This is a genomic window from Sphingomonas sp. GW821-FHT10F11 (genome assembly GCF_058809095.1).
Map to the genome: position 1 here is coordinate 259,357 of NZ_JBXASH010000001.1, position 22,752 is coordinate 282,108.

Here is a 22,752-nt window from a genome sequence, read left to right on the forward strand (position 1 = left end):
AACATGCCGCATTCCGCCTTCGTGCCCCTGCGTATCTTTTCGTCCTACACGATGCTCGATGGTGCCATTGAGCCCAAGGCGATCGCCAAGCGTGCGCAGGAACTCGGCTTTCCCGCCGCGGCGCTGACCGACCGCAACGGTCTTTATGCGGCGATGGCCTATTCGGACGCCTGCAAATCGTCGGGCGTGCAGCCGATCATCGGCACGATGCTGGGCATCGCGCGGCCTGACATGCCCGAGGGCGTCGATGCGCCGATCGACTGGATCGCGCTCTACGCGCAGGACGAGCACGGCTATGAGAATCTCTGCGCGCTGGTGTCGCGCGCGCACCTCGACCGCCCGCTCGAATTGTCGCCGCATGTCGATTTCGCCGCGCTGGAGGGCAGGACCGACGGGCTGATCGCCCTGACCGCGGGCGGCGAGGGCGGGCTCACCCGGCTGATCGCGGAAGGGCAGACCGAGCGAGCCATGGCCTATGCCGACCGGCTCCAGTCGCTGTTCTACGACCGGCTTTATATCGAGCTGGTCCGCCGGCTGGACGAAACCGAGGGCAGGGCCGAGGCGGGGCTGCTCGACCTGGCCTATGCCCGCGACCTGCCGATCGTCGCGACCAACCCGTGCTGTTATGCCGACCAGGATTTCGGCAATGCGCATGACGCGATGCTGTGCATCGCCAATTCGACCTATATCGCAAGCGAGGATCGCCCACGCAGCTCGCCCGACGCCTGGATGAAGCCGGCCAAGGACATGCGCCAGCTGTTCGAGGATCTGCCCGAGGCGATCGCCAATACATTGGTCGTGGCGCAGCGCTGCGCGGTGATGGCGCCGTACCGAAAGCCGATCCTGCCCAGCCTGGCCGGCGATCCGGAGGCGGAGGCCGAGGCGCTGCGCGTCGATGCGCGCGCGGGGCTGGAGAAACGGCTGAAGCGGATCGAGGAGCTGTCGGCGACCTTATCCCTCTCCCGCACGCAGCAGGGGAATAAAGAAGAAGATTGGCGCCAGGCCTATCGGGATCGGCTCGAGTTCGAACTCGACGTCATCATCCAGATGGGCTTTCCGGGCTATTTCCTGATCGTCGCCGACTTCATCAAATGGGCGAAGGACCATGACATCCCGGTCGGGCCGGGCCGTGGTTCGGGCGCGGGCTCGGTCGTCGCCTGGTCGCTGACCATCACCGATCTCGACCCGATGAAGCTGGGCCTGCTGTTCGAACGTTTCCTCAACCCGGAACGCGTGTCGATGCCCGACTTCGACATCGACTTCTGCGAAACCCGGCGCGGCGAGGTGATCCGCTACGTCCAGGAGAAATATGGCCGCGACCAGGTCGCGCAGATCATCACCTTCGGAAAGCTGAAAGCGCGCGCCGTGCTCAAGGATACCGGCCGCGTGCTGCAGATGAGCTATGGCCAGGTCGACCGGCTGGCGAAGCTGGTGCCCAACCATCCGACCGACCCCTGGACGCTCGAGCGCGCGATGAACGGCGTTTCCGAGCTGCTCGCCGAGTACAAGAGCGACGGGGGGGTGAAGCACCTGCTCGACCTCGCGATGAAACTCGAAGGCCTGCCGCGGCACAGCTCGACCCATGCCGCCGGCGTGGTGATCGGGGATCGGCCGCTGGCCGAACTGGTGCCGCTCTACCGCGATCCGCGATCGGACATGCCCGTCACTCAGTTCGACATGAAATATGTCGAGGGCGCCGGGCTGGTGAAGTTCGACTTTCTCGGCCTGAAGACGCTGTCGGTTCTCAAGAAGGCGGTTCAGCTGCTCGAAAACCGCAACATCATCATCGATCTCGACGCGCTCGAATGGGAAGACGAGGGCGTCTATAAACTGCTCCAGAAGGGCGACACGGTCGGCGTGTTCCAGCTCGAATCGGAGGGCATGCGACGCACGCTGTCGGCGGTGCGCCCATCCAATTTCGGCGACATCATCGCGCTCGTCTCGCTCTATCGCCCGGGCCCGATGGACAATATCCCGAGCTTCGGCGCGCGCAAGAACGGGCGCGAGGACATCACCTATCCGCACCCGCTGCTGGAAGGCATCCTGTCTGAAACCTATGGGATTTTCGTCTATCAGGAACAGGTGATGCAGGCCGCGCAGATCCTGGCCGGCTACAGCCTGGGCCAGGCCGACCTTCTGCGCCGCGCGATGGGCAAGAAGATCAAGGCGGAGATGGACGCGCAGCGGGCCGGGTTCGTCGAGGGATGCCTCGCGGTCAACAAGATCCCGGCGGGCAAGGCGAACGAGCTGTTCGACTTGATCGACAAGTTCGCCGGCTACGGCTTCAACAAGTCGCACGCCGCTGCCTATGCGCTGCTCGCCTATCAGACGGCATGGCTGAAGGCGCATTATGCGGAGGAATTCTACGCCGCCTCGATGTGTTTCGACATGACCCTGACCGACAAGCTCGGGGTGTTCGCCGACGATATGCGGCGCATGGGCGTCACCTGCCTGCCGCCCGACATCAACCGCAGCGAGGCGGAATTCTCGGTCGAGAGCACCGCGGACGGGCTGGCGGTTCGCTATGCCCTCGCCGCGCTGAAGAGCGTGGGCGAGGGGGCGATGGAAAAGCTCGTCGCCGAACGCGACGAGAATGGGCCGTTCGAGACGCTCGACGACCTTGCCCGGCGGGTCGACCCGCGGCTGCTCAACAAGCGGCAGCTTGAGACTCTGGCGGCGGCGGGCGCGTTCGATTCGATCGATGCCAACCGCGCCGGCATCTTCGCGACGGCGGAGACGATCCTGGCCACGGCGGCGCGCGTGCACGACATGCGCACCAGCGGGCAGGGTGGTTTGTTCGGCACCGCCGATGCGGTCGAACCGGCGATCAAGCTGCCGCTGTCGGCGCGCTGGACCTTGGCGCAGCGCATGGAGCAGGAGAAGGAGGCGTTCGGCTTCTATTTCTCGGCGCATCCGGTCGACCGGCACGGGCATCTGGCGACAATGCACGGCGCCCGCAGCTTCGCGGCGCTGGGTGAGCTTTCAATCCCGGACGACGGCACGCGGGCCGGGGCGACGATGGCGGCTTTGGTCGAGGATGCGCGCTGGCGGACCTCGGCGCGGGGCAAGCGCTACATGATGGCGACCCTGTCCGACCCGTCGGGCCAGTTCATCGCCACCTGTTTCGACGATATGGTCGCGGCCGACCTGGAAGAAGCTGCGCGCAACGGCGGCTGTGGGCTGCTGACGGTCGAGCTCGATCGCCGCCCGGGCGAGGACAGCCCGCGCGTGAGCATCAAAAGGATCCAGCCGTTCGAAACGCTCGCCAACACCGCGCGCTTCGTGGTCGAACTGTCGGTGGAGACTCCGGCGGCGATGGCGGCACTCGGGGCGCTGCTCGCCGAGGCGCGTGGGGCGCGGGGCGAGGTGTGGGTCAATGCGGCGCTGCCCCAGGGCGGCGCGGCCCGCGTGCTGCTTGGCCGGGATTTCCTGCTCGACGGCGAGCTTGCGGCCAGGATCGAGACACTGCCGGGTATCAGCAACGTGGTGCTGAGGACCTCCGAGACGAGGCTCGCGCTGGTCGGCTGACGGATGTTGCCGTTCCGTGTCCGGCTTGACGATGCGAAGGATTTTTATGACGTTCGCTTGATCGCGTCGTGGTGAACGGCACGGGATCGAAACAGGGCCGGGGCTGTACAAACACGCTCAAAGCGGACGACAATACCCCGTGGGACAAGCCGGGAGAGGGCGATGCTGGGCGGAATGCAGGATTTCGAGCTTCGGGTGCCGCGGCTCCTGGAGCATGCCGAGCGGGAGCATGGCGGCCGGGAGATCGTCAGCGTCTGGGCCGATGGACGCGAGACGAGGACTGACTGGGCCGGTATCGCACGCGATGCGAGGAAATTGTCACAAGCCCTTGAGAAAATGGGCTGCAAGCCGGGCGATCGTATTGCGACCCTGGCGATGAACCATAGCCGCCACCTCGTCGCCTGGTATGGCGCGATCGGGATGGGCGGGGTGATCCACACCGTCAACCCGCGGCTGTTCGACGAGCAGCTGGTCTATATCGCCAACCATGCCGACGACCGGGTGCTGTTCTACGACCGAGTGTTCCAGCCGGTGGTCGACCGGCTCAAGCCGCTCTGGACCAGCATCGAGCATTATGTGGTGTTCGACCCGGATGAGTCGGAAGGGGGCGGGCCTGACGGGTTCGAGGCGCTGATCGCGGGTGAGGACGGGAACTATGCCTGGGTCGAGGGGCCCGAGCGCGATCCGTGCATGCTCTGCTATACCAGCGGCACCACTGGGAACCCCAAGGGCGTACTCTACCAGCACCGTTCGACGATGATCCATGCGATGGCCGAGGTGGCGCCGGCGGTGTTCAATCTCTCGTCGCGCGCGGTCGTGCTGCCCATCGTGCCGATGTTTCACGCGGCGGCCTGGGGCCTGCCCTTCGCGGGCGCACTCGCAGGAGCGAAATTCGTCTATTCGGCGGTCAACGACCCGCTGATCCTGTGCCGGTTGATGAACCAGGAGAAAGTGACTCATTCGGCCGGCGTACCGACCGTCTGGCTCGGCATGTTCCAGCATATGGACGCGACCGGCGAGGCGCCCGGGCATCTCCAGCAGGTGACGATCGGGGGCTCCGCGGCGCCGCGCGCGATGATCGAGCGGATCATGGGCATGGGCGTGACGGTCAAGCACCTATGGGGCATGACCGAGACCTCGCCGATCGGTACCGCAGGTTCTCCGCCGGCCCATTGGGACGAGATGAGCCTGTCGGACCAGCTCGACCATGTTTCCAAGCAGGGCCAGATCCCGTTCGGCGTCGAACTCCGCGTGGTGAATGACGAGGATGTCGTCCAGCCGCGCGACGGGGTCAGCTCGGGGCGGCTGCAGATTCGCGGTCCCTGGGTGATCAAGCGCTATTTCAAGGCCGATGCGGACGCGGTGGATAAGGACAACTGGTTCGACACCGGGGATGTGGCGGTGCTGCATCCCGACGGCACGATGCAGATCACCGACCGGGCCAAGGACGTGATCAAATCGGGGGGCGAGTGGATCAGCTCGGTCGATCTGGAGAATGCGGCAGTCGGCTGCCCTGGCGTCGCGGAGGCGGCGGCGATCGGCATTTATCATCCCAAATGGGACGAGCGGCCCTTGCTGCTGGTTGTGCGCAAGCCGGGCAGCGCGGTGACCCCGAGCGAGATCACCGCGCATCTGGCCAACCATGTCGCGAAATGGTGGCTGCCCGACGAGATCGTCTTCGTCGACGACCTGCCCCACACCGCGACCGGCAAGCTGCTCAAGACCGAGCTTCGCGCGCGGTTCAAGGACTACAAGCTGGCGGCCGCCTGACCTCAGGCAGCGCGATCTTTATCGGCGATGGCGATATTGGCCGCGCGCAGCTTGTCCTTGACCGCGTTGGAGAAGCTCCGCTCGATCGCGCTGCGCAGGCCTTCATGGTCGTCGAGGAAGCGGGTCACTGTGGGTGTGGACGCGCACCAGAAGGTGGAGGGCTCGGTCAGGGTGACGGTGGCGGTGGCGTCGTCGCCCGACACGATGGTCGCCTCGCCGATCAGGTCGCCGGCGCGGCAGGTGCCGACCTCATGCCCCTTGATCGTCGCGCTGGCCTCTCCGCTGACGAGGTAATAGAGGTTGGTCACCGGCTCGCCCTCATTGGTCAGCACGTCGTCGGCGACGCCGCGCAGCCACAGGCCGAGGTCGATGAACTGGCGCGCCGCGCCGCGTGGCAGCGCGTCGAGATAGGTGCGGCGCATCGCCTCCTCGACCGGCGTGAAACGGATCTTCCTGCCCTCGGTGCGGTCTCCCCAGAGCTTGACCAGCCATACCCCGAGCAGAAGCAGCATCCAGCCCAGCCCGGCATAATCACCAAGCAGGACCGCATGCGCCAGAATCGCCACGCCCGCGGCGGCGATCATCATCCGCATGCGCCGCGTCGTGCGCGCAAGCAACGCGACGACGAGCAGAGCGTAGCTAAGCTGCAGCACCAGGGCATCGGTTGAAATCATGCGTGCGCTCCCTCGTTGGAAAGCGACCCGTGACCGCATCATGGGCAAAGCGCGGGCGCGGTACAAGCCAGCTTGCGACGCTTGCGACGAAGGCGCGAGTGGTTCAAGTTCCCCGGCTGGATTCATCGCCTTGTGCGCGGGAGTTGACGAGTGACGGACGAAGGCGCGACGGTTGAAGTGGGCACTCCGGCGGGGGCGGTGACGCTGCCCGCCCGACCCGAGGCGCTGCGCCTGTCGCCCGGCGAAACCGCGGTCGTCGTGATCGACATGCAGAATGCCTATGCCTCGCCCGGCGGTTATGTCGATCAGGCGGGTTTCGACATTTCGGGCGCGGCGGGCACGATCGGCAAGATCGCGACCGTGCTCGACACCGCGCGCCGGGCCGGGGTGCAGGTGATCTATCTGCAGAATGGCTGGGACCCGGACTATGTCGAGGCGGGCGGGCCGGGATCCCCCAACTGGCACAAGTCCAACGCGCTGAAGACGATGCGCAGGCGGCCGGAGCTGTCAGGCACGCTGCTCGCGCGGGGCGGCTGGGACTATGAGCTGGTCGATGCGCTGAAGCCGCAGCCAGGCGATATCAGCCTGCACAAGACGCGCTATTCCGCCTTTTTCAACTCGCAGCTCGACAGCACGCTCCGGTCGCGGGGAATCCGGAACATCGTGTTCGTCGGCATCGCGACCAATGTTTGTGTGGAATCGACCCTGCGCGACGGCTTCCATCTCGAATATTTCGGAGTGATGCTGGAGGATGCGACTCATCACCTGGGGCCTGAATTCATCCAGCAGGCGACTGTTTACAATGTCGAGAAATTCTTCGGCTGGGTTTCCACTGTCGCCGATTTCTGCGGCAGCTTCGGCCAGGCCCCCAAGGAGTAGAACCATGCCCTTTGAACCGATCAACCCGCCGCAATTCCCGACCCCGATCGCGCCCTATTCGGCCGGCGCCAGGGCGGGGAACACGGTATATGTGTCAGGCGTGCTGGCGCTGGGCGAGGGCGGGGTGGTGCTGCATGTCGGCGACGCCGCCGCGCAGACCCGGCACGTGCTCGACGTCATCCGGATCACGCTTGAGGCGGCCGGGGCGACGCTGGCGGATGTGGCGATGAACCATATCTTCCTGAAGGATCTGGCGGATTATGCCGCGTTCAACGGGGTTTATGCCGAGTATTTCCCCGGCGCGAAGCCCGCGCGCTATTGCATCAGATGCGATCTGGTGAAGCCCGATTGCCTGGTCGAGATCGCCAGCGTGGCGCATATCGGCTGATGCAGGCCGCCGGGCTCTGGTACGAATGGCACGGGCCCGAGCATGGCGAGGTCGTCATCCTCTCGCCCGGCATGGGGGGCTCGGCGGGATATTGGTCGCCGAACCTGGCTGCCCTCGCCGCGGACTATCGCGTGCTGCTCTACGATCATCGCGGGACGGGGCGTAGTGACCGGACGCTGCCCGATGGCCTCACCATTGCGAGCATGGCGGGGGATGTGCTGGCGCTGCTGGACGAGATTGGGGTCGAGCGTGCGCATTTCATCGGCCATGCGTTGGGCGGGCTGATCGGACTCGAACTGGCACGGATATTCCAGGGGATCGGCAAGATCGTCGTCATCAACGGCTGGGCCAGCCTGGATCCGCATTTCGCGCGGTGCTTCGAGACGCGGCTTGAGCTGCTGCACGGGCGCGGGCCGGCCGCCTATGTCCGCGCCCAGCCATTCTTCCTCTATCCGGCCAACTGGATTTCGGAGAATATCGCGCAGCTCGATGCGGAAGGTGCGCATCAACTGGCGCATTTCCCGCCTGTCGAGACCCTCGAAAAGCGGATCGGCGCGGCGCGGATGTTCGAACTGCCCGCCGATGTGGCGGCAGATATTCTGGTGCTGGTGTCGGAGGACGATATGCTCGTGCCTTCGCGTTGTGCGCGGCAGCTGGCCGATCGGCTGCCGCGGGCCAGGCTCGCGACGATGGCGTGGGGCGGCCATGCCTGCAACGTAACCGATCCAGCTACCTTCAACTCACTCGCGCTCGAATTTCTGGGGAGCTAACAACATGCAAGTCGGCGTTTTCGTGCCCATCAACAATAATGGCTGGCTGATCTCGGAGAACGCTCCGCAGTACAAGCCGAGCTTCGACATGAACAAGGAGATCGCACTCAGCGCCGAGAAGTACGGGCTCGATTTCCTGCTGTCGATGATCAAGCTGCGCGGCTTTGGCGGCAAGACCGAGTTCTGGGAATATGGCCTGGAGAGCTTCACCCTGATGGCCGGGCTGGCGGCGGTCACCGAGAAGATCAAGATCTATGCGACCTGCCCGACCCTGGTGATCCCGCCGGCCTTTGCCGCGCGGATGTGCAACACGATCGACTCGATCAGCCATGGGAGGTTCGGGCTGAACCTGATCACCGGCTGGCAACGGCCCGAATACAGCCAGATGGGCATGTGGCCCGGCGACGAGCATTTTCGCAATCGTTATCAGATGTTGGACGAATATGCGTATATTCTGCGCGAGCTCTGGGCCGAAGGCGTTTCCGACTATAAAGGCCAATATTATCAGATGGAGGATTGCCGCGTCCGGCCCAAGCCGACCGGCGACATGAAGATCATCTGCGCCGGATCCTCGGACGACGGCCTCGCCTTTTCGGCGAAATGGGCCGACTATGCCTTTTGCCTGGGCAAGGGCGTCAACACGCCAAAGGCCTTCGCCTTCAACAATGATCGCCTGGCCGTCGCCACCGCCAAGACCGGGCGCGACGTCTCGGTCTTCGTGCTGATCATGATCATCGCGGCCGAGACCGACGAGGAGGCCATGGCCAAGTGGAAATCCTATAATGACGGCGTCGATGTCGACGCTATCTCCTGGCTCGCCGACCAGGGTGCGGCCGACAAGCACAATGCCACCACCAATGTCCGCCAGCTCGCGGCGCCCGAAGGTGCGGTGAACATCAATATGGGCACCCTGGTCGGCAGCTATGAGAGCGTGGCGCGGATGCTCGACGAGATGGCCGAAGTGCCGAACACGGGCGGCGTGCTGCTGACCTTCGACGACTTCATCGAGGGCGTGGAGAAATTCGGCACGCGCATCCAGCCGTTGATGAAATGCCGCGCCGGCAAGGTGTGACGCCGAGACTCCACACCTTGGCCGCCATCGCGCTTCTCGCGAGCGGACCGGCTTGCGCCGAACGCAAACAGGCTGTGCCGGTCCCCGTCTATGTCGGGGGCCGTGTCGTGGCCGAGGCGGACGGGTCGCTGCGGTTCGGCTGGCCCGGACTCTATTTCGAGGGGCGCTTCAAGGGTAGCGGCCTTGTCGTCAGGCTCCACAACGGCTCGGGTCGCCTGCGCCTGCTGATCGACGGCGTGGAAAAGGCGCGGTTCGACCGCACGGGCGATATGGATGTGCGGATCGGCGATCTTGGCGACGGCGAGCATAGCTTCCGGCTGGAGAAGCTCAGCGAAACCCAAGGTGACGTGACCCGCCTGATCGGCTTCTTCCCGACGGATGACGGCGCGCCGCTCTCGCCGCCGGCCCGGACCGGGCGGCAGATCGAGTTCATCGGCGATTCCCACAGCGTCGGCTATGGCGACACATCGCCCAAAAGAGACTGCACGCCGGCCGAACTGCGCGACGCCACCGATACGCAACAGGCTTTCGGGCCAATCCTCGCACGGCGCCTGGGTGCTGACTATCGCGTCAACGCCTATTCCGGCTTCGGCATCGTCCGGAACTATGACGGCAATCGCCCGGGCGAGAGCATGCCAGGGCTCTATTGGCGCCTGGTCCCAAGCGATCCGGCGCCGGTCGAGACCGACCCCGGTGGCTGGCATCCGCAGGTCATCGTCATCAATCTCGGCACCAATGATTTCTCCACGCCGCTCCACAAGGGCGAGCCCTGGGCTGATCAGGACGCGCTGCGTGCCGCCTATCGCAGCCGTTATGTGCGGTTCGTCCGCGATGTGATGGCGCGGCAGCCGGAGGCGCGGCTGATCCTGATGGGGTCTGACGCGTTCATCGCCGATGTCGAGCAAGTCGCGGCGGCGCTTGGCGGCGCTCCCGGTCGGGTTTCCACCGTGCATGTCAGCGGGCTCGATCTTGGCGGTTGCGATTGGCATCCCTCGCTGAAGGATCACCGGCTTATGGCCGACCTGCTCCAGGCCGAGATCGGGCAGATCGGGGTGCCCGCCCACTAGGTATCACGCCGGACCTTTGGACCTTGAAATTGCCACAGACTGGGTCGCTTGTCTGAGCCCCGGGGGCTCCTCAAGCGAGCGGGTGAATCATGCGTCTTGTCTTCCTGACATCTCTGGTCCTGCTGACCGCCGGGTGCGGCGGCGACCAGCATCCCAAATTCCGGCATGGTCCGCCTCCGGGTGGTTTCCGCGGCGGCGCGGAAGGTGAGGGACCGCGCGGGCGGCTGTTCATCAGCCCGATGGGCGAGCCTTTTCGCGGCGACCGCGGCGGCGGCGACCCACAGGACATCTGGTTCCAGAATGCCGATACCGACCATGACGGCGCGCTGAGCCGAGCCGAATTCTCGAAGGACGCGTCGCGCTTCTTCGCGGTGCTCGATCGCGGCCGTGACGGCGAGATCGATCCCGACGACATCGATTATTACGAGACGGTGCTGGCCCCCGAAATCCGCGTCGGCGGCGACGGCGGCGGCGGGCGTTTCGCTGGTGGTGCGGGTCGTGGCGGCGGCGGGCATCGCGGTGGTGGTGGCCGGGGCGGTGGTGGCGGCCGCCGCGGCGGCGGCGGTGCCGGCGGTGGACAGGGCGGCGCGCAAGGCGGCGGCGAGACCCGGGTAACCTATGGCAAGCAGGGCGCGGCCCGTTTCAGCTATTTCGACTTTCCGGAGCCGGTGACGATCGCCGATACCAACTTCAATCGCGGGGTCGATCCGGCCGAATTCCAGCATGCGGCCGATGTCCGGTTCGCGATGCTCGACAAGAATGGCGACGGAAAGATCGAGCGCAAGGAATTGCCGCGGATCTCGAGTGGTCCCGCCGGCGGGCGCGGGCGCCCCGGGGCGGTCCCGGTGGGCGGAGATGCGCCGCCGGCCGATCGGACCGGCGCTGCGCCCTGAGGCAGCACGCCGGGATCAGGACGGCTTCTTGCGTCGCTCGCCCTTGCGGCGTTCCTCGCCTGCGTAAAGCGCTTCCTGTTCCCGGCGCCGATCGCCGGTTCTCTTGTCGGCCGACGGCCGATCGTCCGTGCTCGCCTTTTCCATCAACTCCTCCCGTAAAAAGCCTGGCTGCAACAATAGAGGCGCGGTTGGTTCGACAAAAAACGGCGCCGCGCGAGAAATACCTCATTCTTCGCGATCCATTCTGCCATACGAACAGCTAAGGCGATGTTAAAGCGCTGGATAAGCGGCTTTCGCGATCGTCGCGCTCACCCGAACAACTCGCCCTGACGACCCGGCGGCGGCCTGAACAAGTCGGTCCGGAGCGGTTTCCATTCGCCGACCAGGCCGTTTTTTCGACAGGCGATCTTGAATCGCGTCCTGAGCAACTCGGCCCAGGGGCCGCTGCCACGCATCCTTGTGTGGAAGTTCGGGTCATTGTCGCGCCCGCCGCGGATCGACTGGATCGTCGCCATGACCTTGCCGGTGCGATCCGGGAAATGCGTGTCGAGCCAGGCCTTGAACAGCGGCGCGACCTCATAGGGCAATCGGACGGGGATGAAGGTGACGCCGTGCGCGCCGGCCTCCGCCGCGCGCTCGATCAGATGCTCCATCTCGTGATCGGTGATCGCCGGGATGACCGGGGCGATCGAGACATAGGTCGGGATGCCGGCATCGACGAGTTTGCGCACCGCGGCCAGCCGCCGCTCCGGCGCCGGCGCGCGGGGCTCGACGGTCATGGCGATGCGCGGATCGAGCGAGGTGATCGACACTGCGACCGCCGCCAGCCCCCTGGCCGCCATCGGCCCGAGCAGATCGATATCGCGGGTGACCCGGTCGGACTTGGTAGTGATGGTCAGCGGATGCCCCGTTTCCGACAGGACCTCGATGCATTGCCGGGTGATGCGCCATTCGGCTTCGATCGGCTGATAGGGGTCGGTGTTGGTCCCGAAGGCGATCGGCCGCACGACATAACCGCGCTTGGCCAGCTCGGCTCGAAGCAACATGGCGGCGTTCGGCTTGGCAAACAGCCTGCTCTCGAAATCGAGTCCGGGCGACAGATCGTGGAACGCATGGGTCGGCCTCGCGAAGCAATAGATGCAGCCATGCTCGCAGCCGCGATAAGGGTTGATCGAGCGATCGAAGCCGATGTCGGGCGACGTGTTGCGGGTGATGATGGTGCGTGGGGTTTCGACCGTCACCGTGGTGCGCAGGGGCGGCGGGCCCTCGTCGAGCAACGCGCGATCGTCCAGCCAATCTCCATCAGCCTCGCGCTCGGGCAGGTTGAACCTGACGCTTTCCTGGTTCAGCGTCGCGCCACGGACGGCTCGGGATTTGGTGCCTGATTTTGGCCCAGAATTTGGCATTGACTTGGTCTAGTCGATCGATGAGAACATAGCAAGAACACTGCGGTCTTTTGGGAGGCTTTATGGCACGCTTCAACTATCTCGAGCTGCCGGTGCGCGATGTGCCGGTGACCAAGTCCTTCTATGCGTCGGCCTTTGGCTGGACCTTCACCGATTTCGGACCGGACTATGCCGCGACGATGACCGGCGACACCGATCTGGGGCTCAACGGCGACTCGTCGCAATGGACCGCGCAGCTGTTGCCGGTGATCGAGGTCGAGGATCTGGAGGCGGCCGAAGCGGCGGTGATTGCGGCGGGCGGCACGATCACCTTGCCGATCTTCGCCTTTCCGGGTGGGCGGCGCTTCCACTTCCGCGATCCGGCGGGGCATGAACTTGCGGCGATGCAACCCGATGCCCATGCATGAAGGCGCGTGTGGCGTGTCGCTGGCGGGCCTCTTATAATCTTATTCATACCGATCGGCTTCGGGGGAACAGGAATATGCGGACGGGACTATTGGCGCTGACGCTCGCGGCGATGACGGCCCCTTCGGCTGCGATGGCGGCCGATCGGGTGATCGATGTTAGCAGCGTGAAGGGCGTCGCCGCGCTTCTTCAGGAGGCTGGGTACAAGGCCGAGATCAAGAAGGGCGACGACGGCAGCAGCTATATCGAGAGCGGCGTCAATGGCAGTGGATTCCAGCTGACCTTTTACGGCTGTACGAACGATGCAGGGTGCGATTCCTTCGAATTCTACAGCTATTTCAAGAAGGAGCCCTTCTTCTCGAGCGACATGGCAAACGAGTGGAATGCGAAGAAGCGCTTCCTGAAGGTCGCCATCGACAGCGACGGGGACCTTGCGGAATATCTCTACGTTTCAGCCCTGGGCAACATGACCTATGAGAATTTCAAGGACTATATCGACTGGTATTCGTCGATGGATGCGCAGCTCGGCACTTTCATCAAGGAGAAGCGTGACGCTGCGGGAGGCAGCAAGCCGACAACCTAGGACGGATCGACCTTCAGCGATGGGTGTCGCGCGTTGATTCAACCTGACGGTGGATCATGGCAGGGTGGGTTCGGACGACGCTCTCGCAGGGCGCCGCCCCGCTCTTTCTCAGCTTGAAGGTGCAGGACGATCGGCGCGGGCTGTTTTTCCGGCAGAACAGCCAGCATGCTGGCTGTTAGCTGGCTGTTATTCGATAACAGCCAGCATGGCCGCAAACGCTTGAAACCGGGCCGTAAATCCCGGTTCCAAATCCAACATAACAGCCAGCAAAAAAATTATCAGCCATGAACAGCCAGGAACAGCCAGCACGGCGCTCTTTTTGTTGGGCGCGCCTCATGCCTCGAGCGGCCGGCGGTTGAATGTCGATTTACCTCATAACCTCCTGCGTTGATGTCGCGCGCTAGAGGGCGACCTTGGTGCCACTCTCTTCCGCGATAAAGGCGAGGAGCGCCTTTTCCAGCGGGTCGAGCGTCGTGTCGGCGTCGATCTTCGTCTTGAGCCAGCCCTGCTCGTCGGCGGCGATGGCGCGGTCGGAGGCGACCGCCGCGTCGTGATCTTCCGGCGTTGTGGGGCCGCCGAACACGGCGCGGAAGCCATCGGCGAAACCGGCCCGGCTCATCCTGCCGAAGAAACCACCGACGCCGGAACGGGTGTCGTTCATGGATGCATCAAGCCTTGCGGCCTGGTCGCGGTCCAGCGGGCGATAGTCGTTATGCGCCATCAGGTGGTTGCCGACGGCCTGAACGAACAGCCTTTGCCATTCAGGCGCGTTGGTGCCGGCCAGGGTCGCGTCCTTGATCCTGAACAGCATGTCCGCTTCGGCACGGCTGATCGCCGCAGGGCCATCGCTCGCCTGTGCGAACAACAGACGGCGCAGCAGCGTCACCTCGGCCGCGCTGATCGATCCGGCATCGAGCGATCCGCCATCTCGGGTCGGCCCGGTGCCGGTCAGGACGATCGTCTCGACCTGCTCGAGCGCGTAGGTCTTCAGCGTCTCGGGCGCGTTGGTCGCGTCCTCGAGGATCTTCACCAGCACCTCCAGTTCGCCAAGCGAGTCGACCCTTCCGTCCGAGTCGATCCTGCCGATCAGCCAGGCGGCCTTGGCATCGTCGACATAGCCTTCAGGCGCCTGCTGGCGAACGACATAGGTGCTGATCGCCTCGACGAAGAAGTCCACCCACTCGCGCGACCTGTCCTTCACGCTGGTGTTCAGGTCGAAGATCGCATCGGCTTCGGGCGCGTCGATCCGGCCGTCGGGCCAGGCGATGCGGCGGATCGCAAGCGTATCGTCGGCGTCGATGCTCGCCTTGGTCTTGAGCGTGACGGTGAGATCTGAAATCGGCGCGGTCATGGAAATGCCCCTCACTGGATGTGGGGGATGTAGCGGCTGAGATTTAACACCCGCTTACGGCCGGTTGAGGGCGGAAGATTGACGAACGGCCCGGCTTGCGGTCTGCTGCCCTTGCCGTCGCAAGTGGGGGCGGCGCGACCGGGGGAAAGACCATGCGTCGACTGATAGCGATATCCGCCCTGCTCTATGGAATGACCAGCGCCGTCCAGGCGACAGCGCAGGATAGGCTGCTCGATCTGCGACAGCCACCGGTCGTCGTCACCGCGCTCAAGGAGGCGGGCTACAAGGCGGAGCTGAAGCAGAACAGCAAGGGTGAACCCTATGTCCTCAGCAGCGCCGGTGGATCGGATTTCACGATCGAATTCTACGGCTGCACCGGGCAGGTCGATTGCGGATCCTACCAGTTTTCGAGCTGGTACAAGGCCGAACCTCTGTTCACGCTCGCGCTCGCGAATGAATGGAACCTCACCAAGCGCTTCCTGAAGCTTGCCGTCGATAAGGAGGGCAACCTCAACGAATATATGGATTTCACGGCCACCGGGAAAACCACCCAGGCCAATTTCGCTGACATCGTCGACTGGTATCAGGTGATGGACGCCGAACTGGCGAAGTTCATTGCCGCCAAGAAAACACCGGCGGCAGCGAAATAAGTTCCTAGCGCTCCATCAGGCGCGGCATCAGCTCCACGAAGTTGCAGGGCCTGTGACGGCTGTCGAGCTGGTCCTTGAGGATGCCGTCCCACCCGTCCTTCACCGCGCCGGTCGATCCGGGCAACGCGAAGATATAGGTGCCGCGCGTCACACAGGCACAGGCGCGCGACTGGACGGTCGAGGTGCCGATCGTCTGGTAGCTGAGCCAGCGGAACAGCTCTCCGAAGCCGGGAATCGGCTTGTCCTGCACCCGCTCGATCGCCTCGGGCGTGACATCGCGCCCGGTCACGCCCGTGCCGCCGGTGGTGATGACGCAATCGACCTGCGGATCGTCGATCCAGGCATGGAGGCGGCTGACGATCGCGGCGACATCATCGGTGACGATCGCGCGATCGGCGAGGACATGCCCCGCCGCACTCAGACGCCCGACGAGCGTGTCTCCCGAGCGGTCGTCGGCCAGGGTCCGGCTGTCGGAAATGGTGAGCACCGCGATCCTGACCGGCAGGAACGCGGCGTCCTCGTCAATTGGCACTGGCGACCGATGCCGGTACCGATGCGGAACTGAGCGCGCCGGGGTTGATCGCGCTGGAGCTGAGGCGCACCGCGCTGGCGCCGGCCATGCCCGGGAAGCGCGGCCACAGGCCCTGCGACAAGGCGACGCGGCTCGGCGACGCCGTCTTGCCGGTCTGCCCCTCGTACATCCAGTAATTGCGCAGCACGGTGATGACGTAACCGCGCGTCTCCCAGAACGGGATGGATTCGATGTAGAGCAGCGGATCGCCGCCATCGCGCGCCTGGGCGTTCCATGCCTCGACAGGCACCGGCCCGGCATTATAGGCGGCGATCACCTTGGGCAGCAGGCCGCCCGTACACGGCTGGTCGCGCAGTTGCTCGAGATAGCTCTGGCCGACTTCCATATTGGTGCCGGGGTTGCTGAGCGCCGAACGATCGAAAATGCGGCCCTGCTTGCGGGCGATGTCGGTGGCGGCGCCGGGGCGGACCTGCATCAGGCCATAGGCGCCGGCTGCGCTGACCACATCGGTGCGGAAACGCGATTCCTGCAGCGTGTGGGCAAAGACCAAAGCCTTGTCGACGCGCCAGCCGCCATCGGGCGTCCAGTTCGGCGCCGGGAAACGCGCCTCGACCGGCGGCGTCGCGCCGACCGGGCCGTTATGGGAGAGCCAGACCAGAGTCGAAGGCAGGTTGAGCGCCCCGGTCAGCCGGACCAGGGCCGGGAATTCCGATGCATCGCCGATCCGTGCCTGCTGACGGATCACCTCGTCGGCCAGGCTGTTCTCGCCGACTTCGATCAGCGCCGCGGCGACGCGGATATTGGGGCGGCGTGCCAGAATCTGCCAGTCATTGGCAAGCATCGTCTCGGCGGGATGACCGGCCGGATCGCGGATGCCGAGCGTCTGGCGGGCGAGCAGGCCGTAGAAGGTTTCGCGATATTGTGCGGCATTCTTCAGCCGGCCCTCGACCAGATCGGGACGGCCGCACTGCATGTCGGCGCGCGATGCCCAATAGAGACCCGCCGCGCGAAGCTCGATGTCGTTGGCGCGCGCCGCGACCTTGGTGAAGCCCTGTCCGGCGGCGGTGCAATCGCGCTGCCGCCAGGCGGCGAGCGCGGCGACCCATTCGCCCTGCACGGCCCAGTCGCCGGTGCCGGTCGCGGCCTTGGTCGCCATGGTGCGGGCATTGTTGTCGTCGCCCGCCAGGAAATACATCCAGGCGACCTTTTGCTGCCATTCCGTCAGCGCGTCGGGGGACAGGCCCTCCATCGATTCGAGCAGCGCCTGGGCCGAAACGCCGTCATCGGCCTTCACGAAGGGCTGCATGCGGATCGCCAGCTCGCCGGCGACCATGTCGCTCTTGATGCTCTTCGCGCGCAGCCGGGCAGGGGCGCCGTCGATCCAGGTGAGCCTGCGCGCTTCAGGCAGCGGCGGCAGGCCGACGGCGCCGCGCGAGCTGGCCAGCACCGCGATCTGTTGTGCCTGGGGAAGTTCCGGGGCCTCGCTCAGCAGCTTCACCAGCGGGTCGAGATCGGCTTTGGGCGAACCCTTGGCGGTAAGCAATTCGGCACGCGCGATGGCGTGGAGCGGGCCCGGCTTCATCGAATCGAGCTGAATCTGCGCATCGAGCCATTTCTGGTCGCGGATGCTCTGGAACACGGCACGATAGCCGGCGTGTTGCTCGGCATCGAGCTGCTCGGGTACGGCGCGGGCTGTGGCGGATCCGACGCGCTGGGCATCGGCGGCATGCGCAACACCGAGCGGGGCCAGCGCCACGGCGCAGGCCAGAATGAATTTCGAGGTCACTTTTCGAGGTTCCCGATCAGCATCTGCAGATCTTTCCATGCTTCGGCCTTGGCGGCCGGCCGCTCCAGCAGGAAGCGCGGGTGGAAACTCGCCACCGCCTGCGTCGCGACGTCATTCCCCCCCGGTTGGTCCCTATCTGCCCCGGACCCTTTTCCACCACTAAGGTTAACCACGTGTAAACCGCCGCGAACGCGCATCACATCCGCCCCGAGCAGCGCTCGGCTGGGCGCATTACCCAGCAACAACAGGCGTTTGGGCGCGGCAAGTTTGACATGGTGGCGGGCGACCTCGTTCAGGCGCTCCTCGATCTCGGGGGCGATCCGCCCGGCTACAGGACGGCTTCCGCAGACCGGCACGAGATAGATCGAGGCGCGGTCCCGCCCGATCGCGGCGAGCATGCGATCGAATAGCCGGCCGGCAAGACCGCTCATCAACACGCCCGATTCGGCATCCTCGCGCTCGGGAAGATCGATCAGGACCATGATATCGGAAGCCGCGGAGCCCTGGGCCGCGATCGGTTCACCGGGCCATCCAGCTTCCGGAGCCTCCGGTCCGACCCGCCAGGCTTCGAACGCCGTCAGCGTGTTGGGCAGGGGTGCCACCGCCGCCGCTTCCGCTACGGCTTGAGCGCGCCGGACTGGTTTGGGCGCCTCGACGGCGGCAAGCCAGTCGCGCGGCGTCTCGTCGATCGACGCGTCGACCCCCGCGTCGCGCCACCAATCCAGCGCGCCCGCCACCGCCGTCCGCCAATCGATATGCTGGTCCGCCCCCATGATGTTCCTATAGAGTCGAGTGTTGACGGCGCGGTCAATTCGCTGGCACCGCTGAATGGACAGGACGTTGCTGTGGCGCGACGAGAGCGCCCACTTCGTCCCTATTGGAGACGATGATGAGCGAACGCGAGTCCATGCCTTATGACGTCGTGATCGTCGGCGCCGGGCCTGCGGGCCTGTCCGCCGCGATCCGGCTCAAGCAGTTGGCGGCTGAAAAGGGCGGTGAAATCTCGGTCTGCGTGCTCGAAAAGGGCTCGGAGGTAGGGGCGCATATCCTGTCCGGCGCGGTGGTCGATCCCAAGGGGCTCGACGAGCTGATCCCCGACTGGCGCGACAAGGGCTGTCCGCTGGCCGAGGTGCCCGTCACCGATAACCAGCATTGGATCCTGACGAAAAAGAAGAAGTTCGGCTTGCCGCACATCTTCACGCCGCCCTTCATGCACAACAAGGGCACCTATACGGGCTCGCTCGGCAATCTGTGCCGCTGGCTCGCCGGCCAGGCGGAGGAGCTCGGCGTCGAGATATTCCCGGGCTTCGCGGCGGCCGAAGTGCTGTTCAACGAGGACGGATCGGTCAAGGGCGTCGCCACCGGCGACATGGGCGTGGCGCGCGACGGCACGCACAAACCGGATTACACACCGGGCCTCGAGCTCCATGCGAAATACACCTTCCTGGGCGAGGGTGTGCGCGGGCATCTGAGCAAGGAACTGATCCGCACTTTCGACCTGGCGAAGGACGCGCAGCCGCAGGTCTATGGCCTGGGCATCAAGGAATTATGGGACATCAAGCCGGAGCACCACGTCCCCGGCCGGGTGATCCATACCCAGGGCTGGCCGCTGTCCGACGGCACCAGTGGCGGCGGCTTCTTCTACCACCAGGCGAACGGGCAGGTGGCGATCGGCTTCGTCACCTGGCTCAACTATACCAACCCCTATGTCTCCCCGTTCCAGGAGATGCAGCGCTGGAAGACTCATCCCGCGATCGCGGCAATGCTGGAGGGCGGCAAGCGCGTCTCCTATGGTGCGCGAGCGATCAGCGACGGCGGGCTGCAATCGGTACCGAAGCTGGTCTTCCCGGGTGGCGCGCTGATCGGGGATTCGGCGGGTTTCCTCAACGTGCCCCGCATCAAGGGCAGCCATACCGCGGTGAAGAGCGGAATCATGGCCGCCGAGGCGGCCTATGACGCGGTCCAGGCAGGCCGGTCGAGCGACGAGCTGACCGCCTATCCCGAGGCGTTCGAGCGGAGCTGGGTGAGGAGGGAGCTGTCGATCGTCCGCAACGTGGTGCCGCTGGTGAAGACCTTCGGCGATTTCCTCGGATCGGGCCTGTCGGGCATCACCATGTGGTTGGAGAATTTCGGCATCAAGATGCCGTTCACGCTCAAGCACCATCCGGACAATGAGAGCCTGTGGCGCAAGGACCAGGTCAGGAAGATCGATTATCCCAAGCCCGATGGCGTGCTGACTTTCGACCGGCTGTCCTCGGTGTTTCTGTCGAACACCAACCATGAGGAGGACCAGCCGGTTCACCTGACGCTCAAGGACCCGGCCATCCCGGTCGCGTACGATCTGCCGATGTATGACGAGCCGGCGCAGCGTTATTGCCCGGCGGGCGTTTACGAGATCGTGGGCGAAGAAAGCGGCGATCCGAAGTTCGTGATCAACGCGCAGAATTGCGTCCACTGCAAGACGTGCGACATCAAGGACCCCACCCAGAACATCAACTGGGTGGTGCCGGAAGGCGGTGGAGGACCGAATTATCCGAACATGTGATCGACTGGGCATCGCGCTGCTGGCGCTGACCGTGGCGACGCCCGCCTGGGCGGATCGCGGTGCCGACGACCTCGCCGCCTATGCCCGTGCCCGCGCTGCCGACGGCGACGGTCGGGTCGAGCAGGCGGCGGCGGGTTACGCTACCGCGCTGGCCGGCGCTCCGGGCAACCTCGCCATCGCGCGGCGGGCGTATCGCGAGGCGATTGAGGCGGGCGACGATGCGCTGGCCGACCGTGCGATCGTGACCTTGGATGCGGCGCGCGCGGCGCCGCCCGATGCGATCCTGTTCAGCTATGCCCGGGCGGTGCGCGCCGGGGACAAGGCGGCGGCTGCCTCGATCCTGACCCGGATCGGTGCTGGGCCGTTCGATTTCGTGGCGACCCTGCTCGGGGCCTGGGCGGTCTACGATGCGGGTGGCGATCCGATCGCGAAGCTCGGCGAAGGCAAATCCAATCCGGTCGCGCGCCGCTACACCGCGGAAAACCGCGCGTTGCTGCTGATCGCGACCGGCAAAGTCGATGAAGGTGCGGTTGCGCTCCAGGCGCTGCTGGGCGCGGATCAGGCGAGCCTCGATCTACGGATCAATGCGGCGGAACTGTTCGCGGCCAAGGGCAGGGCTGATATCGCCAGGGCGCTGCTGACCGGCAACGATAGCGCGGTGGTCGTCCTTCGCCGGACGATCGGTGACGGCGTGCCGCCATCGAGTGCATTCGGCGCGTCGCGGCTGTTTGCGCGGCTGGCGGCCGATCTTTCGGAGGGCGAACCCACCCCGATCGTCATCGCACTGGCGCGGGCCTCGCTGCGGCTCGATCCGGGCAACGACCGGGCGCGCATCCTGCTGGCCCAGGCGCTGGCGCGTGGCGGGGCGAGCGACCGTGCTTTGACCCTGCTTGGTCAGGTCGAGCCGTCCAGCCCGTTCCATGAGGCGGCGTTGCAGGCGCGCGTTGCCGTGCTGAGCGGGGCGGGCGAGGGCGCCGGTGCGTTGGCCGCCGCGACGACCCTGTCCAATCGCAAGGATGCCACCAGCATCGACGCGGCGCGGGTCGGCGACCTCCAGACCGGTGCCGGGCGCTTCGATGAGGCGGCGCGCGCCTATACGCTCGCGATCAGGCGCGCGGGGGACAATCCGCCCTGGACTTTATTCCTGCAGCTTGGCGGCGCGCTCGACCAGGCCGGGCGCTGGCCCGAGGCGCGCAAGGCGCTGGAGCGCGCGGTCGCGATGGCGCCCGACGAAGCGGTCGCGCTCAACTATCTCGGCTATGCCCGGCTCGAGCATGGCGAGGATCCCGTCGCCTCGATCGCGCTGCTGGAGAAGGCGAATGCGCTCCAGCCCGGCGATGCCTCGATCATCGATTCGCTCGCCTGGGCCTATTTCAAGCGCGGCGACATACGCAGGGCTATACCGATGCTCGAACTGGCCGCGCGAGGACAGCCGGCCAATGCGGAGATCAACGAGCACCTCGGCGACGCTTATTGGTCGCTCGGGCGCCGATACGAAGCGCGCTATGCTTGGCAGGCGGCCGCGATCGTCGCAGATACGGAGGATGGTAGCCGGATCGCCGCCAAGATCGCTAATGGGATGCGCGCAAAACCGTGATCGTCGAACAGGCTCCGGCCAAGATCAACCTGGCGCTGCATGTTCGCGCACGGCGTGACGACGGCTATCATGAGATCGAGACGCTGTTCGCCTTCCTGCAGGATGGCGACGAGGTGCGGCTGGTGGATGGTCCGCCGTCCTTTGCAGTCGAAGGGCCCTTTGCCAACGCACTGGCGGGCGAGGGCGACAATCTCGTCACGCGCGCGGCTTACGCCTATGCCACGGCCTTCTCCGGCCCGGCGGACGGAGCGTTCACGCTGGTGAAGCGGCTGCCGGTCGCGTCCGGCATTGGTGGCGGATCGGCGGACGCGGCGGCTGCGCTGCGCGCGCTGGCGCGACGGGATGATGTACCGCTCGACGATCCGCGGCTGTTTTCCATTGCCGAGGGGCTTGGCTCGGACGTTCCCGCCTGCCTGCTTGGCCGCAGCGCGCTGGGGCGGGGCAAGGGCGAGCAACTCGAGCCAGTGGACGGCCTGGCCGATATGCCGGTCCTGCTGGTCAATCCGGGTGTCGCTGTCTCGACCGGGCCGGTCTTCGCCGCCTGGGACGGCAGGGATCGCGGAGCGATCGGCGACGGGTCGTTGCTTGGCCGTGCAATTCTCGGCCGCAACGATCTCGAAGCTCCCGCCCGGCGGATCGCGCCGGCGATCGGCGACGCGCTGACGCTGCTGATCGATAGCGACGGAACGCGTCTGGTGCGGATGTCGGGCTCGGGCGCCACCTGTTTCGCCCTGTACAAAAGGCCCGAGGATCGCGCAGCCGCGGCTCGTGCCATCCGCACCGCCCGGCCAGGCTGGTGGTGTCTCGAATCAGCACTCGCGTGACGGTTTATCGCCCCGAAATGATACGCTTCTTC

21 protein-coding genes are annotated in these 22,752 nt (G+C 65.5%); 14 read left to right on the plus strand and 7 right to left on the minus strand.

Annotation, left to right across the window (positions count from 1 at the left end; all coding sequences use genetic code 11):
- The first annotated feature begins 3 nt into the window (after nucleotides 1-3).
- The gene (gene dnaE, locus AC1RT8_RS01245; RefSeq protein ID WP_493073549.1) at nucleotides 4-3,528 is read left to right on the plus strand and encodes a DNA polymerase III subunit alpha; all 3,525 of its coding nucleotides are present in this window, start codon (nucleotides 4-6) and stop codon (nucleotides 3,526-3,528) included.
- 162 nt (nucleotides 3,529-3,690) lie between these two features.
- Entirely contained in the window at nucleotides 3,691-5,298 is a 1,608-nt protein-coding gene (locus AC1RT8_RS01250; protein WP_493073552.1) for a long-chain fatty acid--CoA ligase, read from the plus strand.
- 2 nt (nucleotides 5,299-5,300) lie between these two features.
- Here the strand turns inward: AC1RT8_RS01250 and AC1RT8_RS01255 are convergent, their stop codons facing one another.
- The gene (locus AC1RT8_RS01255; RefSeq protein WP_493073554.1) at nucleotides 5,301-5,972 is read right to left on the minus strand and encodes a cyclic nucleotide-binding domain-containing protein; all 672 of its coding nucleotides are present in this window, start codon (nucleotides 5,970-5,972) and stop codon (nucleotides 5,301-5,303) included.
- 150 nt (nucleotides 5,973-6,122) lie between these two features.
- Between AC1RT8_RS01255 and rutB the strand changes: the two genes are divergently transcribed.
- The 6 genes from rutB to AC1RT8_RS01285 all read left to right on the plus strand — a co-directional run bounded on the left by rutB (nucleotide 6,123) and on the right by AC1RT8_RS01285 (nucleotide 11,041).
- Nucleotides 6,123-6,851 carry a pyrimidine utilization protein B gene (gene rutB / locus AC1RT8_RS01260; RefSeq protein WP_493073559.1) on the plus strand — a complete coding sequence of 243 codons (729 nt, stop codon included), beginning with the start codon at nucleotides 6,123-6,125 and terminating at the stop codon, nucleotides 6,849-6,851.
- 4 nt (nucleotides 6,852-6,855) lie between these two features.
- Nucleotides 6,856-7,239, plus strand: coding sequence for a pyrimidine utilization protein C (rutC, locus tag AC1RT8_RS01265; protein WP_493073564.1), 384 nt, complete (start codon nucleotides 6,856-6,858; stop codon nucleotides 7,237-7,239).
- Complete coding sequence (gene rutD / locus AC1RT8_RS01270; RefSeq protein WP_493073569.1) at nucleotides 7,239-8,009, plus strand: pyrimidine utilization protein D; 771 nt, start codon at nucleotides 7,239-7,241, stop codon at nucleotides 8,007-8,009. Before rutC ends, rutD begins: the two co-directional genes overlap by 1 nt.
- A gap of 4 nt (nucleotides 8,010-8,013) precedes the next feature.
- Nucleotides 8,014-9,081 carry a pyrimidine utilization protein A gene (gene rutA, locus AC1RT8_RS01275; RefSeq protein WP_493073572.1) on the plus strand — a complete coding sequence of 356 codons (1,068 nt, stop codon included), beginning with the start codon at nucleotides 8,014-8,016 and terminating at the stop codon, nucleotides 9,079-9,081.
- Nucleotides 9,078-10,148 (plus strand): SGNH/GDSL hydrolase family protein, encoded by a 1,071-nt coding sequence (locus AC1RT8_RS01280; protein WP_493073576.1) that lies wholly within the window; start codon nucleotides 9,078-9,080, stop codon nucleotides 10,146-10,148. Before rutA ends, AC1RT8_RS01280 begins: the two co-directional genes overlap by 4 nt.
- Before the next feature lie 89 nt (nucleotides 10,149-10,237).
- On the plus strand, nucleotides 10,238-11,041 hold the full coding sequence (locus AC1RT8_RS01285) for an EF-hand domain-containing protein (RefSeq protein WP_493073581.1): 804 nt from the start codon (nucleotides 10,238-10,240) through the stop codon (nucleotides 11,039-11,041).
- A gap of 15 nt (nucleotides 11,042-11,056) precedes the next feature.
- On the opposite strand, the gene AC1RT8_RS01290 is transcribed toward AC1RT8_RS01285, so the two are convergent.
- Together AC1RT8_RS01290 and AC1RT8_RS01295 are read right to left on the minus strand one after the other, a co-directional pair.
- Entirely contained in the window at nucleotides 11,057-11,185 is a 129-nt protein-coding gene (locus AC1RT8_RS01290) for a hypothetical protein (protein ID WP_493073584.1), read from the minus strand.
- 164 nt (nucleotides 11,186-11,349) lie between these two features.
- Nucleotides 11,350-12,447 carry a PA0069 family radical SAM protein gene (locus AC1RT8_RS01295; protein ID WP_493073587.1) on the minus strand — a complete coding sequence of 366 codons (1,098 nt, stop codon included), beginning with the start codon at nucleotides 12,445-12,447 and terminating at the stop codon, nucleotides 11,350-11,352.
- Between the two features lie 62 nt (nucleotides 12,448-12,509).
- On the opposite strand from AC1RT8_RS01295, the gene AC1RT8_RS01300 reads away from it, so the two are divergent.
- Nucleotides 12,510-12,854 carry a VOC family protein gene (locus AC1RT8_RS01300; RefSeq protein ID WP_493073590.1) on the plus strand — a complete coding sequence of 115 codons (345 nt, stop codon included), beginning with the start codon at nucleotides 12,510-12,512 and terminating at the stop codon, nucleotides 12,852-12,854.
- A 74-nt stretch (nucleotides 12,855-12,928) separates the two neighbouring features.
- The gene (locus AC1RT8_RS01305) at nucleotides 12,929-13,435 is read left to right on the plus strand and encodes a YbjN domain-containing protein (protein ID WP_493073594.1); all 507 of its coding nucleotides are present in this window, start codon (nucleotides 12,929-12,931) and stop codon (nucleotides 13,433-13,435) included.
- A gap of 400 nt (nucleotides 13,436-13,835) precedes the next feature.
- On the opposite strand, the gene AC1RT8_RS01310 is transcribed toward AC1RT8_RS01305, so the two are convergent.
- On the minus strand, nucleotides 13,836-14,786 hold the full coding sequence (locus tag AC1RT8_RS01310; protein ID WP_493073597.1) for a hypothetical protein: 951 nt from the start codon (nucleotides 14,784-14,786) through the stop codon (nucleotides 13,836-13,838).
- A 152-nt stretch (nucleotides 14,787-14,938) separates the two neighbouring features.
- Between AC1RT8_RS01310 and AC1RT8_RS01315 the strand changes: the two genes are divergently transcribed.
- Entirely contained in the window at nucleotides 14,939-15,436 is a 498-nt protein-coding gene (locus tag AC1RT8_RS01315; protein ID WP_493073602.1) for a YbjN domain-containing protein, read from the plus strand.
- 4 nt (nucleotides 15,437-15,440) lie between these two features.
- Here the strand turns inward: AC1RT8_RS01315 and moaB are convergent, their stop codons facing one another.
- From moaB to AC1RT8_RS01330, 3 genes are read right to left on the minus strand one after another with little or no spacing between them, the layout of a single operon-like run.
- On the minus strand, nucleotides 15,441-15,968 hold the full coding sequence (moaB, locus tag AC1RT8_RS01320) for a molybdenum cofactor biosynthesis protein B (protein ID WP_493073606.1): 528 nt from the start codon (nucleotides 15,966-15,968) through the stop codon (nucleotides 15,441-15,443).
- On the minus strand, nucleotides 15,958-17,793 hold the full coding sequence (locus AC1RT8_RS01325; RefSeq protein ID WP_493073610.1) for a lytic transglycosylase domain-containing protein: 1,836 nt from the start codon (nucleotides 17,791-17,793) through the stop codon (nucleotides 15,958-15,960). The genes moaB and AC1RT8_RS01325 overlap by 11 nt, the downstream gene beginning before the upstream one ends.
- The gene (locus tag AC1RT8_RS01330; protein WP_493073614.1) at nucleotides 17,751-18,491 is read right to left on the minus strand and encodes a uracil-DNA glycosylase family protein; all 741 of its coding nucleotides are present in this window, start codon (nucleotides 18,489-18,491) and stop codon (nucleotides 17,751-17,753) included. Before AC1RT8_RS01330 ends, AC1RT8_RS01325 begins: the two co-directional genes overlap by 43 nt.
- A gap of 152 nt (nucleotides 18,492-18,643) precedes the next feature.
- Between AC1RT8_RS01330 and AC1RT8_RS01335 the strand changes: the two genes are divergently transcribed.
- The 3 genes from AC1RT8_RS01335 to AC1RT8_RS01345 are packed head-to-tail and all read left to right on the plus strand — an operon-like array spanning nucleotide 18,644 to nucleotide 22,720.
- Nucleotides 18,644-20,299, plus strand: a complete 1,656-nt coding sequence (locus AC1RT8_RS01335; protein WP_493073619.1) for an electron transfer flavoprotein-ubiquinone oxidoreductase — start codon at nucleotides 18,644-18,646, stop codon at nucleotides 20,297-20,299.
- A 31-nt stretch (nucleotides 20,300-20,330) separates the two neighbouring features.
- A complete protein-coding gene (locus tag AC1RT8_RS01340; RefSeq protein ID WP_493073624.1) occupies nucleotides 20,331-21,896 on the plus strand; it encodes a tetratricopeptide repeat protein in 1,566 nt (521 codons plus the stop codon).
- Nucleotides 21,893-22,720: a 4-(cytidine 5'-diphospho)-2-C-methyl-D-erythritol kinase gene (locus AC1RT8_RS01345; protein WP_493073628.1), complete on the plus strand. Its 828-nt coding sequence runs from the start codon at nucleotides 21,893-21,895 to the stop codon at nucleotides 22,718-22,720. Before AC1RT8_RS01340 ends, AC1RT8_RS01345 begins: the two co-directional genes overlap by 4 nt.
- Nucleotides 22,721-22,752: the final 32 nt, after the last annotated feature.